General features: G+C 64.2%; 12 protein-coding genes. 1 reads left to right on the top strand and 11 read right to left on the bottom strand.

Annotated features, from left to right (window positions below; genetic code table 11):
* Window positions 1–2: 2 nt before the first annotated feature.
* From P9236_RS06770 to P9236_RS06740, 7 genes are all read right to left on the bottom strand, one after another.
* Window positions 3–2,261 carry a transglycosylase domain-containing protein gene (locus P9236_RS06770; RefSeq protein WP_278073829.1) on the bottom strand — a complete coding sequence of 753 codons (2,259 nt, stop codon included), beginning with the start codon at window positions 2,259–2,261 and terminating at the stop codon, window positions 3–5.
* Window positions 2,262–2,540: 279 nt separating this feature from the next.
* Window positions 2,541–2,924, bottom strand: coding sequence for a hypothetical protein (locus tag P9236_RS06765; RefSeq protein WP_278073828.1), 384 nt, complete (start codon window positions 2,922–2,924; stop codon window positions 2,541–2,543).
* Between the two features lie 167 nt (window positions 2,925–3,091).
* Window positions 3,092–3,238, bottom strand: coding sequence for a hypothetical protein (locus P9236_RS06760; RefSeq protein WP_278073827.1), 147 nt, complete (start codon window positions 3,236–3,238; stop codon window positions 3,092–3,094).
* Between the two features lie 28 nt (window positions 3,239–3,266).
* Window positions 3,267–3,521: a GlsB/YeaQ/YmgE family stress response membrane protein gene (locus P9236_RS06755; protein ID WP_278073826.1), complete on the bottom strand. Its 255-nt coding sequence runs from the start codon at window positions 3,519–3,521 to the stop codon at window positions 3,267–3,269.
* Between the two features lie 209 nt (window positions 3,522–3,730).
* Complete coding sequence (locus P9236_RS06750) at window positions 3,731–3,934, bottom strand: hypothetical protein (protein ID WP_278073825.1); 204 nt, start codon at window positions 3,932–3,934, stop codon at window positions 3,731–3,733.
* Between the two features lie 67 nt (window positions 3,935–4,001).
* A complete protein-coding gene (locus P9236_RS06745; RefSeq protein ID WP_278073824.1) occupies window positions 4,002–4,622 on the bottom strand; it encodes a ribonuclease D in 621 nt (206 codons plus the stop codon).
* A 148-nt stretch (window positions 4,623–4,770) separates the two neighbouring features.
* Window positions 4,771–6,156: a M20/M25/M40 family metallo-hydrolase gene (locus P9236_RS06740; RefSeq protein ID WP_278073823.1), complete on the bottom strand. Its 1,386-nt coding sequence runs from the start codon at window positions 6,154–6,156 to the stop codon at window positions 4,771–4,773.
* A gap of 536 nt (window positions 6,157–6,692) precedes the next feature.
* On the opposite strand from P9236_RS06740, the gene polA reads away from it, so the two are divergent.
* Window positions 6,693–9,659, top strand: coding sequence for a DNA polymerase I (gene polA, locus P9236_RS06735; RefSeq protein WP_278073822.1), 2,967 nt, complete (start codon window positions 6,693–6,695; stop codon window positions 9,657–9,659).
* Between the two features lie 204 nt (window positions 9,660–9,863).
* Here polA and P9236_RS06730 read toward each other — a convergent pair whose 3' ends face one another.
* The 4 genes from P9236_RS06730 to P9236_RS06715 form a co-directional block, all read right to left on the bottom strand.
* Window positions 9,864–10,268 carry a Fur family transcriptional regulator gene (locus tag P9236_RS06730; protein ID WP_059184736.1) on the bottom strand — a complete coding sequence of 135 codons (405 nt, stop codon included), beginning with the start codon at window positions 10,266–10,268 and terminating at the stop codon, window positions 9,864–9,866.
* Window positions 10,269–10,397: 129 nt separating this feature from the next.
* Complete coding sequence (gene mgrA / locus P9236_RS06725; protein ID WP_278073821.1) at window positions 10,398–11,444, bottom strand: L-glyceraldehyde 3-phosphate reductase; 1,047 nt, start codon at window positions 11,442–11,444, stop codon at window positions 10,398–10,400.
* Between the two features lie 111 nt (window positions 11,445–11,555).
* A complete protein-coding gene (locus P9236_RS06720; protein ID WP_278073820.1) occupies window positions 11,556–12,698 on the bottom strand; it encodes a Gfo/Idh/MocA family oxidoreductase in 1,143 nt (380 codons plus the stop codon).
* Window positions 12,699–12,709: 11 nt separating this feature from the next.
* A complete protein-coding gene (locus P9236_RS06715) occupies window positions 12,710–13,456 on the bottom strand; it encodes a sugar phosphate isomerase/epimerase (protein ID WP_278073819.1) in 747 nt (248 codons plus the stop codon).
* Window positions 13,457–13,475 lie beyond the last annotated feature (19 nt).

Genomic DNA, 13,475 nt, shown 5'->3' with positions numbered 1-13,475 from the left:
GTCTAACCCCCGCTCAATATGTCGAGGATCGAGGTCTGGCGCTTCTTGGTGGGGCCGCCGACGTCGCCGGGCGGCACGGGATGCTTGATCGAAGCGGTCGATCCGCTGTCGCTCGGCATGTCGAAGCCGCCGGCGTCGACGGTCTCGGCCGGCCGTGCGGTCCGCACCGGACGCGCCGACGCCGGGGCGACGGGCTGCGACTGGCCGACCGCCGCAGGCGGCGCCGGAGGCGGCGAGCTATCCGCCGACGGAATCTCGTCCGGCACGACCGTATCGGACGGCGTCGATTTCCAGGTGCCGGGCAGCGGCCGCACAGGCACGCCCTCATGCGCGGCGACCATGAACTCGTGCCAGGCCTGCGCCGGCAATGCGCCGCCGGTCACCTTCTTCATCGGGCTGCCGTCGTCATTGCCGAACCACACGCCGGTGGTCAGGTTGGCGGTGTAGCCGACGAACCAGGCATCGCGCGAATTCTGGCTGGTGCCGGTCTTGCCGGCCGAAGGCCAGTTGAAGGCCGCCTTCTTGGCGGTGCCGACCTCGACCGTGCCCGTCATCATCGAGTTCATCATGCCGACGATGTCGGCCTTGAGGACGCGCGGCGCGCTGCCGCCATTGTTCTCGTAGAGCACCTTGCCGTTGGCCGTGGTGACGCGGCGGATGAAATGGATGTCAGGCTTGTAGCCGCCATTGGCGAACGGCACATAGGCGGCGGTCAATTCCAGCGGCGTCACTTCTGAGGTGCCGAGCGCGATCGAGGTGTTCGACTGCAGATCGGACTGGATGCCCATGCGGTGCGCCGCCTCGACCACCGCGTCGGGGCCGACTTCCATGGTGAGCTGCGCCGCCACCGAGTTGAGCGACTTGGCCAGCGCCGTCGCCAGCGTCACCTTGCCGTAATATTTGCCGCCGTAATTGTCGGGCGTCCATTTGCCTATTCTGATCGGCGCGTCGTTGCGCACGCTGTCCGGCGTGCGGCCGGCTTCCAGCGCCGCCATGTAGACGAAAGGCTTGAAGGCCGAGCCCGGCTGGCGGCGCGCTTCCGAGGCGCGGTCGAACTGGCTGGTCGAATAGTCGTAGCCGCCGACCATGGCGCGCACGGCGCCGGAATCGTCGATCGACACCAGCGCTCCTTGCGTGACGTTGAGCTTCTTGCCGCTCTCGTCGATCAGCCGGCGGATCGACTGTTCGGCAAGCTTCTGCAAGGTCAAGTCGACGGTGGTGTCGATGACGATGTCGCCGCGCACGTCGCCGATCAGGTCCGGAAGCTCTTCCATGATCGTGTCGGCGACATAGTTCTCCGAGCCGGTCCAGTAAGACGGCGCGCGCGTCGCCGGCGCGCTTAGCGCCACCTTGTACTCCTTGTCGCTGATCTTGCCTTCCTCGCGCATGGCGGCGAGCACGAGCTGCGCGCGCTCTTCCGCCGCCTTCGGGTCGCGCGCCGGCGATAGCCGCGACGGCGCCTTGAGCAGGCCGGCGAGAAGTGCCGCCTCCGACAGCGAGACATCGCGCGCGCTCTTGCCGAAATAGCGCCGCGAGGCCGCCTCCACGCCATAGGCGCCGGAACCGAAATAGACCCGATTGAGGTACATTTCGAGGATCTGGTCCTTGCTGTGCTTGTGCTCCAGCCAGAGCGCCAGGAGCACCTCCTGCACCTTGCGCTCCAGCGTGCGGTCCGGCGTCAGGAACAGGTTCTTGGCGAGCTGTTGCGTCAGCGTCGAGCCGCCCTGCGAGAAATGCCCGCCGAGCACGTTGGTGACCATGGCGCGCGACAGCCCGATCGGATCGATGCCGAAATGCGAATAGAAGCGACGATCCTCGATGGCGACGACCGCCTCGGGGATGTAGGGCGACATTTCATGCAGGCCGACGGCCTCGCCGCCCGACATGCCGCGATTGGCGATCAGCCCGCCGTCGACCGAGACGATCTTGATGTTGGGCGCGCGGTCGGGAATGGACCAGGTCGTCGCCGCCGGCATCTTGGCGCCGTAATAGACGACGATGCCGGCCGCCGCGATGCCGCCCCAGATGCAGAGCACGAAGCACCAGTAGAGCAGACGGCCGAAGATGGAAAACAGCCCGCGCCGGTTGCGATCGCGGCCACGGCCGCGCGATTTCGCCCTGGCGGATTTGCGCCTTGCTGCGGATTTGCGATTTACCGGCACGACGCGATCCTCCTCGCTGACCGAAAAGCCTTCGGAGGATTTCGCGCGCGGCGAGCCCTCGAAGCTCGGTTCGATGCGACTGTCTCTGCGGTTCGCCATGCGCTGTGCTTGCTGCCCCCGGTGCCGATGGCGCTCGAGTTGCAGAGTAGATGCGGCGGTTTAAAGGCGCGTTAAGTGGGGAAAAATCGATGCGATTGAGAATCAAATGCTTGGCAAGCACCCAATCCGGCCCGGTTCCGTGGGGCGAAGCTTCCGGTCACCGCACTGGACGGCTTGGGCAAGACTGCATGCGTTTTGAATCTTGTCGGAGCGCGATCGGCGTGAGGATTCGACCGCGCTCCTTGCCGGACTGCATCCGGCGGGCAAGTAGGCTGTGGACTAGTCGAGCACGGCGCGGACCGACAGCGCCGCTCTCGATGCCTGCATCACGTCGCCGACATGGCAGTAGCAGACGATCTCGTGCAGCTGATAATCGGTCAGCTGGAAGAAACGCTTCGCCTCTCCATAGCTGTCGCCCTTCAAACCTTCATCGTGCAAAACCGGGTCTTCCAGGGCCACCGATATCGGCGAGCCGTCGCCGCGCATGACATTGCGTTCCGCCGAGGCGCGGTACTCGGTGCCGGTAAGCGCGGTCAGGAGCCGGCTGGGCTCACGTTCGAGAAGCTCCGCCCAACGCTCGAGGCGCTGGGTTCGGCTCATGACGGGTTTAGCGATGCGGACCTCGGCAACGGCGTGCAGTTGGTCCAGTGTTTGGTGCCTCATGGCAACCTCCTAGTGGCTAGGTTGGTCGGCCCCAAACTCCCTATGCCCAGGATGATATCGCCGAACCGCCCGGACGTCATCTTGTTTGCCGCCCGCTCCCGCAAGATTGATGGGAGCCGTTATCCGAAACAGGCCGGTCAAGCCGCGAGATGCGGACGCGACCCGGCTCAATTCTGTTGGATCGAGATGCCCTTGTCGTCGATCTTGAGTTCCACGCCCTTCGGCCGGGTTTGCTCACGATAGATATAGATGCCGAGCGCGATGATCACGACCAGCAGCGCGCCGATGATCAGATAGAGCATGTTCTGCTTCATGGCGCGCCCTTGATGTCCATGCCGGGCATCAAGCCTGCTTCACCAGTTTGATCAGCACCAGCAGGATCACCGCGCCGATGGTGGAATGGATGATCGCGGCGAGAATGCCGCCGCCTATGGCGAAGCCCAGCCGTGGGAAGATCCAGCCGGCGATCAAGGCGCCGACGATGCCGACGACGATATTGCCGATCAGCCCGAAGCCGAAACCCTTGACGATAAGGCCGGCGAGCCAGCCGGCGATGGCGCCAACGATGATGAAGACGAGGAGACTTTCGATACCCATGCAGGTTCCCTCCGGACAAGCGGCGAGAGCGGAGCGAGGCTCCGAATCGCCTTCGAGATCAACGACTTCAAGCTATGCGAAAGTCCTTGTCGGCGCCAGCGACGGCGCTACCAACGCATGCCACCCAAGTGAGCAGCGGTTTTGGGAAAACGACATGCGTAAAAAAGCTAAAAGCGCGTCGCCTCAATCCGGCTCATAGCGACGCGCTTTTAGTCGTCGTCATCGTCGTCCGATGCAGGCCGCCAGCTCGTCGGATCGACCTTTTTCTGGGTGTCGCTGTCGGTGTAGACCCACCAGCCGCCGTCGCGATACTGGCCGACGGACTCGTTGATCACGCCGTCGCCGTCTTTCCACATGACGGTAACCTTGGAGCCGTCCTTCGGCGCGCTCGCTATCGGTTTGCGCTCTGCCATTTCATTCCCTCCCCATCTCATTGCGACAACGGACCGGCAGGAACGTCGCTCGACGCGCCGGGTTCCGTCAGCTATGCGCGAAGATGTCTTCCTCCGCCCAGCCCATCAGGTCGAGCTTGGCGCGCGTCGGCAGGAAACGGAAGCAGGCGTCGGCCTCCTTGCTGCGGCCCTCGCGCGCCAGCCGCATGGCCAGCACCTCGCGCAGTCGGTGCAGGTAGAGCACGTCGGATGCGGCATATTCGAGCTGCTCGGGCGAGAGCGTTTCGGCCGCCCAGTCCGAGGACTGCTGCGCCTTGGACAGGCCGATGCCGAGCAGTTCGCTGCAGATGTCCTTCAACCCGTGGCGGTCGGTATAGGTGCGGGTCAGCCGCGAGGCGATCTTGGTGCAGAACACCGGCTCGGCCATCGCGCCGAAGGCGTGGTAGAGCACGGCAATGTCGAAACGGCCGTAGTGGAACAGCTTGGTGACGGCGCGGTTCCTGAGCAGCGTGACCAGGTTCGGCGCCTTCTTCTGGCCCGGCGCGATCTGGATGACGTCGGCGCTGCCGTCGCCAGGCGAGATCTGCACCACGCAGAGCCGGTCGCGATGCGGGTTGAGCCCCAGCGTTTCCGTGTCGATGGCCACCGCCGCGACATTGTAGCGGGACAGGTCCGGCAGATCGTTCTTGTGGAAACGGATGTCGGTCATTCTCTTCTCCGGATCGCGGCCGCAATGACGCGCATCCCTTGGGATGCGCAAGCATGCGGCAGCACGTTGCGCTGGTAATCCGTCCTCGCCGCGATCCGGGGAAAAATCAACAGAAAGTTGATTTTCACACCTTGGGTTGATTTTCGGGTCAGCGGGTCAGCGCGTCGAGGATGCGCGCCCAGGAACGCTGCCCCTTGTGGAAGGAGGTGAGCTCGTACTTCTCGTTGGGCGAATGGATGCGGTCGTCATCGAGGCCGAAGCCGACCAGCAGCGATTCCATGCCGAGATAGGTCTGGAAATCGCCGACCACGGGAATGGAGCCGCCGCCGCCGGTGGTGACGGCCTGCTTCTCCCATTCGTCGGACAGCGCATCCTTGGCCTTGGCGAGGAAAGGCGAGTCGTAGGAAAGCTGGATCGCCGGCGAGCCGCCATGCGGATGGAACTCGACCGAACAGTCGCCCGGAATGCGTTCGCGCACGAACGCCTGGAAGGCAGCGCGGATCTTCTTCGGATCCTGCTTGTGCACGAGGCGGAACGACACCTTGGCCGAGGCTTCCGCCGCGATCACGGTCTTGAAGCCCTTGCCGGTATAGCCGCCGATGATGCCGTTGAATTCGGCCGTCGGCCGCGCCCAGGTGAGCTCGAGCAGGGAGCGGCCCTTTTCGCCGGCGGGAATGGAAAGCCCGACCGGTCCGAGGAACGTCTCGGCCGTTTCGCCGAGCCCCTCCCACGACTTCAGCACTTGGCTGGGCGTCTCCTCGACACCTTCATAGAAGCCCGGGATGGTGACATGGCCGTCCTTGTCATGGACGTCGGCGAGTATCCTGGCCAGGATCCGGATCGGATTGGCGGCCGGGCCGCCATAGAGGCCTGAATGCAGGTCGCGGCTGGCGGCCTTGACGACGACCTCCTCGCCGACCATGCCGCGCAGCGACACGCAGATCGAGGGCGTCTCGCGGTTCCACATGCTGGTGTCGCAGACCAAAGCGAAATCCGCCTTCAGCTCGGCTGCGTTCGCCTCGAGGAACGGCTTCAGCGACGGCGAGCCGGATTCTTCCTCGCCCTCGAACAGAATGGTGACGCGGCACGGCAGGTTGCCGTGTACCTGCTTCCAGGCGCGGCAGGCCTCGACGAAGGTCATCAACTGCCCCTTGTCGTCGGCCGAGCCGCGCCCCGTGATCACCTTGCGGCCGGGCTCGACCTCCTTGATCGACGGTGCGAACGGATCGGTTTGCCAGAGCTCGATCGGATCGACCGGCTGCACGTCGTAATGACCGTAGAACAGCACATGCGGCGCACCGGCCGGTCCGTCATGATGTGCCACCACCATCGGGTGTCCGGGCGTGTCGCGTACGCTGGCGTCGAAGCCGATCAGCTTGAGTTCGGCGACCAGCCATTCGGCACCCTTGCGGCAGTCGGCGGCATAGGCGGGATCGGTGGAGATCGACTTGATGCCGAGCAGGCCGAAAAGCCGCTCCAGGCTCTGGTCGAGATTCTGGTCGAGACGGTCGAGGACAGGGGAGATTCTGGACATTTCTTCAGCCTTTCGATTCTGGCCTCGACCCTAAAGGGGCGAGCGAAAAACGCAAAGCCGTGATCGTTGGACCAAGGACTCTGGCGCCGGTAACACGCGGGCTGCAGGCAAAAAAGAACCGCCGTGGTGGAGGGGAAACCACGGCGGTCTTTACTCGAAACGTTGCGGCAGCCCGGAGAGGGGGGATAGGCTGCCGCAGTTTGCCCGGGATAGGCGGGGGACGGGCCTTACTCCGGACTTCGGCGAAAACTGCCGATGACAGCTATTTGGGTCCGTGAACATGGCGATTCAAGGGCACGAAAATTACACTTTTGTAACATAGCCGTGAGCGGCCGGATTCTTATGCACGTCGCAGAAAATGCGCGGCGGTTTTGGGACCGGCATGCATCAAAGCATAGCCTGAAGGCGCGTCACCCGATGCCCTGTCGGCCCGATGCGCTTTGATGGACAGTATCTGTCAGGGGCGTTGCCGGAACCCGTGGGTTGCGCAGCCTTTGGCATGGACCGCGCCGCCCTGCCGCGCTATCCCTGCCGGCATGAAAAAAGGCGATCATCTCTTTCTTGTCGACGGCTCCGGCTATATTTTCCGCGCCTACCACGCGCTGCCGCCGCTCAACCGCAAATCCGACGGCCTGCCGACCAGTGCCGTGCTCGGCTTCTGCAACATGGTGTGGAAGCTGATGCAGGACGCACGCAACACCAGTGTGGGCATTGCGCCGACGCATTTCGCCGTCATCTTTGACTATTCCTCGAAAACCTTCCGCAGCGATCTCTATCCCGAATACAAGGCCAACCGCTCGGCGCCGCCGGAAGACCTCATCCCGCAATTCGGCCTGATCCGCCAGGCGACCGTGGCCTTCAATCTGCCCTGCATCGAGATGGAAGGCTTCGAGGCCGACGACATCATCGCCACCTATTGCCGGCTCGCCTGTGAAGTTGGCGCCGACACCACCATCGTCTCTTCCGACAAGGACCTGATGCAGCTCGTCGGCCCGACGGTCCGTATGTACGATCCCATGAAGGATCGCCGGATCAGCGTCCCCGAAGTGATTGAGAAATGGGGCGTGCCGCCGGAAAAGATGATCGACCTGCAGGCGCTGACCGGCGACTCGATCGACAACGTTCCGGGCGTGCCGGGCATCGGACCGAAGACCGCGGCGCAGCTTCTGGAGCAATTCGGCGACCTCGATGGGCTTTTGGCCCGCGCCGGCGAGATCAAGCAGGACAAGCGGCGCGAAACCATCATCGCCAATGCCGACAAGGCGCGCATCTCACGCGAGCTGGTGACGCTGAAGAACGACGTGCCGCTGAAGGAAGGGTTGGACGATCTCATCCTGCATGCGGCGGACGGGCCGAAGCTGATCGGCTTCCTGAAGACCATGGAATTCACCACGCTGACCCGCCGCGTCGCGGAAGCGACCGGAACCGATATCGGCGACGTGCAGGCGGCGCCCGTCACCATCGAGCGCGCCGACACCGCGCACGGCCCCGATGTCGGCGCCGGCGCGCCGCCGGCCCCAAGGCCGGCCATGGCGACGCCGAACGACGCCGCGAAGCCTGCCGCGCCAGTAAGAGCGGAAAACGCTCCGCCGCAGGGCGACACCCCTTCCCTGCTCTCGGCGCTGCGGCTGGAGCAGGCGACGGCGCGCAAGATCGACCCTTCGGCCTATACGGCCATTCGCGACACGGCCACGCTCAAATCCTGGATCGCCGAGGCGAAGGAGGCCGGCATCCTGGCCTTCGACGCAGAGACCACCTCGTCCAATCCGATGCAGGCCGAGCTGGTCGGCCTCTCCATGGCGAGCGCGCCCGGTCGCGCCGTATACGTGCCGCTCGCCCATAAGAGCGGCAACGGCGACCTGCTTGGCGGCGGCATGCTGGCGGACCAGATCCCGGTCCGCGAGGCGCTGGCGCTGCTCAGGCCGCTGCTCGAGGACAGGTCGGTCCTCAAGATCGTGCAGGACATGAAATACGACATCGTCGTGATGAGCCGGCACGGCATTGAGGTCGCCCCGTTCGACGACACCATGCTAGTCTCCTATGTGCTCGACGCCGGCACCTCCGGCGGCCACGACCTCGCCTCGCTGTCGGAGAAGTGGCTCGGCCATGCACCGGCCTCGAAGAAAGAGCTTGCCGGCTCGGGAAAGAGCGCCGTCGGCTTCGGCCAGGTCGACATCGAGCGGGCGACCGCCTATGCCGGCGAGCAGGCCGATCTGGCGCTGCGGCTTTGGCAGCTGCTGAAACCCCGGCTCGCCGCCAAGGGCCTCGTTTCCGTCTATGAACGGCTGGAGCGGCCGTTGGTGCCCGTGCTCGCCCGCATGGAGCAGCGCGGCATTTCGATCGACCGGCAGATCCTGTCCAGGCTGTCGGGCGAGCTGGCGCAGGGTGCCGCCCGCGTCGAGGAGGAGATATACGGGATCGTCGGCGAGCGCATCAACATTGGCTCGCCCAAGCAGCTCGGCGACATATTGTTCGGCAAGATGGGCCTGCCCGGCGGCTCCAAGACCAAGACCGGTCAGTGGTCGACCTCGGCGCAGCTTCTGGAAGACCTTGCCGCCGAAGGCCATGAGCTGCCGCGCAAGATCGTCGACTGGCGCCAGCTCACCAAGCTGAAATCGACCTATACCGATGCGCTGCCGGGCTTCATCAATCCCGGCACCAATCGCGTCCACACCTCATATGCGCTGGCGGCGACCACGACAGGACGCCTGTCTTCCTCCGATCCCAATCTGCAGAACATCCCGGTGCGCACTGCGGAAGGCCGCAAGATCAGGACGGCCTTCATCGCCGAGAAAGGCCACAAGCTGGTCTCGGCCGACTACAGCCAGATCGAATTGCGCGTGCTGGCGCATGTCGCCGAGATCCCGCAGCTCAAGCAGGCCTTCGCCGACGGCGCCGACATCCACGCCATCACCGCGTCGGAAATGTTCAACGTGCCAGTCGAAGGCATGCCTTCTGAAGTGCGCCGGCGCGCCAAGGCGATCAATTTCGGCATCATCTACGGCATCTCGGCCTTCGGCCTCGCCAACCAGCTGTCGATCCCGCGCGAGGAGGCAAGCGCCTACATCAAGCGCTATTTCGAGCGCTTCCCGGGTATCCGTGACTATATCGAGGAAACCAAGGCCTATGCCCGCGAATACGGCTTCGTCGAGACCATCTTCGGCCGCCGCATCCACTATCCGGAGATAAGGTCCTCCAACCCGTCGCTCCGCGCCTTCAACGAGCGCGCCTCGATCAACGCCAGGCTCCAGGGCACCGCCGCCGACATCATCCGTCGCGCCATGGTGCATATGGAAGAAGCGCTGGAGAAGGCGAAGCTGTCGGCCCGCATGCTGCTGCAGGTGCATGACGAGCTGATCTTCGAGACGGTGGAAGCGGAAGTCGAAGCGACGATCCCCGTGGTGCGCCGGGTGATGGAGAACGCGCCGATGCCGGCGGTCTCGATGTCGGTGCCGCTGCATGTCGATGCGCGGGCCGCGGATAATTGGGACGAGGCGCATTAACGCCTCAGATTCGTTCGTCATCCACGGGCGGAGCAAGGAGCGAAGCGACGCGCGCACGGCGGTTGCGGATAGCCTCGCAAGGTACGCCGCTCTTCGATCCAGATTCTGCGCCGTTGGCGGCGAGTGTATGTCACGGCATGGATACTAGGGTCTGCGCGCGTCGCTTCGCTCCTTGCTTCGCCCTAGTATGACGACGTGAAGGTCTTACGCGGCCTCGGCCCGGCACTTCGCGCACACGCCCCGAAACTCGATCACCGCCTTCTTGGCGGCGAAACCCGTCGAGCGCACCCACTCGTCCAGCCGGTGGTCGACATCGTGGTCGGACATCTCGGTCACCTGGCCGCAGCTGTCGCAGATCGCGAAGGCGGTCATCGAGTGGCTGTGATCGTGCGGCTCGGCGCAGGCAACGAAGGAGTTGAGGCTTTCGAGCCGGTGCACGAAGCCCGACTTCACCAGCGTGTCTAAAGCGCGATAGACCTGCAGCGGCGCCCGGAAGCCGCGCTCGCGCAGCTGGTCGAGCAGCATATAGGCGCTGAGCGGCCCGCTAGCGGCCTCGAGCTTCTCGAGCACGCACAGCTGGTTCTTGGTCAGCGCATCCCTTGCCGTCATCTTGTCCATCCGGTCGTCGCATCGTCTCGCGTGCCGATTGCGCACATGAAACGCTCACCGCTCATGAGATAGCGACGAATGCGCATTTTTGCCACTGTTTCCGCAGTTGGCTTGCCTGGCGCGCAGCCACTACTTGCGCGGCGGCCCCTTGCGCTCGGCGGAAGCCGCCCACAGGTTGATGTCGGCCTCGCGTGCGTAGCTGTCGATCTCGGCAAGCTCGGCATCGCTGAACTCGAGCGTCTTGAGCGCGCCGACGCAATCCTCGACCTGCTCCGGCCGGCTGGCGCCGATCAGCGCCGTCGTCACCCTGCCTTTGCGCAGCACCCAGGCCAGCGCCATCTGCGCCAGCGTCTGGCCGCGCCGGCCGGCGATGGCGTTGAGCGCCTTGATGTTGGCGATCGACTGGTCGTTGATGAAGGCGGGCCTGAGCGACTTGCCCTGGGATGCACGGCTGCCCTCGGGAATGCCGCCGAGATATTTGTCGGTCAGCATGCCTTGCGCCAGCGGTGAGAACACGATCGAGCCGATGCCCAGCCCCTCCAGCGTGTCGAGCAGCCCGTCCTCCTCGACCCAGCGGTTGAGCATCGAATAGCTCGGCTGGTGGATGAGGCAAGGGGTGCCGAGCTGGCGCAGAATGTCGGCCGCCTCGCGCGTGCGCTGCGAGTTGTAGGAGGAGATGCCGGCATAGAGCGCTCTGCCCGAGCGCACCGCATGGTCGAGCGCACCCATCGTCTCCTCCAGCGGCGTCTCGGGATCGAAGCGATGGGAATAGAAGATGTCGACATAGTCGAGCCCCATCCGCTTCAGGCTCTGGTCGAGGCTCGCCAGCATATATTTGCGGCTGCCCCATTCACCGTAGGGACCTTCCCACATCCCGTAGCCCGCCTTGGTCGAGATGATCAGCTCGTCGCGATAGGCGGCGAAATCAGTACGCAAGATCTCGCCGAACGCGGTCTCGGCCGAGCCGGGCGGCGGGCCGTAATTGTTGGCGAGGTCGAAATGCGTGATGCCGAGGTCGAAGGCCTTGCGCACGATCGCCTGCTTGGTCCTGTGAGGCGTGTCGTTGCCGAAATTGTGCCACAGCCCGAGCGAGATGGCCGGCAGCTTGAGGCCGGACCGTCCGCAACGGTTGTAGATCATTTTCTCGTAGCGGTTCTCGGCGGCGACATAGGGCATGGGGAATCCTCGGGATCGAAGCGGCGCGGGGATCGCCGCTACATGACTTGAATCGATGCTTGCCCTCCATCCTTACCCTCTCCCCGCCGAAACGGGGAGAGGGGTCGCCACCTACTTTTTCTTCGCCAGCAGCGCCTTGGCCTCCTTGATGCCGAGCGCTGCCGGTCGCTCGCAAGTCGTTTGCATCACGACGAACTTGCCGCTTTCACCGGAGCGCAGGATGCCGGTCATGACGTCGACGGCATGCAGCGCCAGCTCCATCGAGCAGCGATGCGGCCGCCCTTCGGCGATGGCGATCGCCATGTCGGCAAGGCCTGCGGTGCGATAGTTGGCCATCATGCCCTGGCTGTGCATCTCGTTGGGCACGCCGAACGGATGATCCCACTTGGGCAGCTTCTTCACCGGCTTGGTCGCATCGGTGAAGCGAACCTCGCCACCGAAGAAGTTCGGATCGGGCACGAAGACGGTGCCCGCCTCGCCATAAAGCTCCATCGGCGCGTGGCCATGGCTCCAGACGTCCCAGCTGGTGTTGAGCGTCACCACGGCGCCGTTCGCGAACTCCAGCAGCGCGTGGATGGTGGTCGGCGTGTTGACCGGGATTTTTTCGCCCGCGCGGGGCTTTGAGCTGATCGTTCGCTCCTTGGCCGGCGTCGCCGCAAAGGCCGCAACCTGCTTTACCGGTCCGATCAGCTGGATCAGGTTGGTGACGTAGTACGGACCAATATCGAGCACCGGGCCGGCACCCGGCTGGAAGAAGAAATCTGGGTTGGGGTGCCAGTGCTCCATGCCGTGGCCCATCACATGGCACGTGCCGCTGGTGATCCTGCCGAGCTTGCCGCTGTCGATCAGCTCGCGCGCCAGCTGATGCGCGCCGCCGAAGAACGTGTCCGGCGCCGAACCGATGCGTAGCCCCTTCTTCTCGGCCCGTTTCTTAAGGTCGAGCCCTTCCTCGATCGACAGCACGAAAGGCTTTTCCGAATAGACGTGCTTGCCGGCCTCGAGCACCGCCTTCGACACTTCATAATGCACGGCCGGAACGGTGAGATTGACGACGATGTCGATCTCGTCGTCCTTGAGAAGGTCGTTGACCGTCTCGGCGCGGAGCTTGAACTCCTTCGCCCGCATCTTCGCCGCGTCCATGTTGATATCCGCGCAGGCGCGCATCTTGATGCCGCGAAACAGCGGCGCCAGCGAGAAATACGCCTTCGAGATGTTGCCGCAGCCTATGACGCCTACGCCAAGTTTGTTTGCCATGATGGTATGTCCTAGTAATTCTTGACGGATTCGATCGAGCGACGGGCGAAGCGCTCGATGTCGTTGGGGTTGTCCTGCTCCATGACGAAATACTTTGCCGCGCTTCTGGCGCGCAACGTCTTGATCAGGCCGGGCCAGTCGATGGTGCCGTGACCGACATCCGACCAGCCGTCCTCGTCGAGCCCCTCGCCTGGCTTGGCCATGTCCTTGACGTGGACGGCATTGATGCGACTGCCGTGCCTCTCGATCCAGGGCAGCGGATCGGCGCCACCGCGCACCACCCAGGCGACGTCCATCTCCCAACCGATGTCGGGCGCCGCGGACAAGATATGGTCCTGCGGCAGCGAACCGTCGGCGAGCGACTTGAACTCGAAATCGTGGTTGTGCCAGGCAAATCCGTAGCCGCCTTTCTTCACGGTCTCGCCGACCTTGGCGAGCCGCTCGCCGAAGCCGCGCCAGCCGGTGGCATCGCCGGGCCGCGCATCGGGCATCAGATAGGGGCAGATCAAGAGCGAGATGCCGAGCGCATCGGCTGTTCTGCGCACGCCGTCGAAGTCCTTTTCCAGCGCATCGATCGAGAAATGCCCGGTCGGCATGGCGAGCCCGTTCTTGTCGAGCTCGGCGCGGAAAGCCTTGGGATCGTCATAAACGCCGCCGAAGCCTTCGACTTCCTTGTAGCCGAGCTCGCCGAGCATCTTCAGCACGCCGTCCCATGGCTGGAAATTTCGGGCGCTGTAGAGTTGGAATGACCAGTTCATCTGTCCTGTCCGTTCTGCT

It is taken from the genome of Mesorhizobium sp. WSM4884, from assembly GCF_029625675.1.
Lineage (GTDB): Bacteria > Pseudomonadota > Alphaproteobacteria > Rhizobiales > Rhizobiaceae > Mesorhizobium.
The sequence above is the reverse complement of the archived record's forward strand: the minus strand, read 5'-3'. Positions and strand labels throughout refer to the sequence as shown.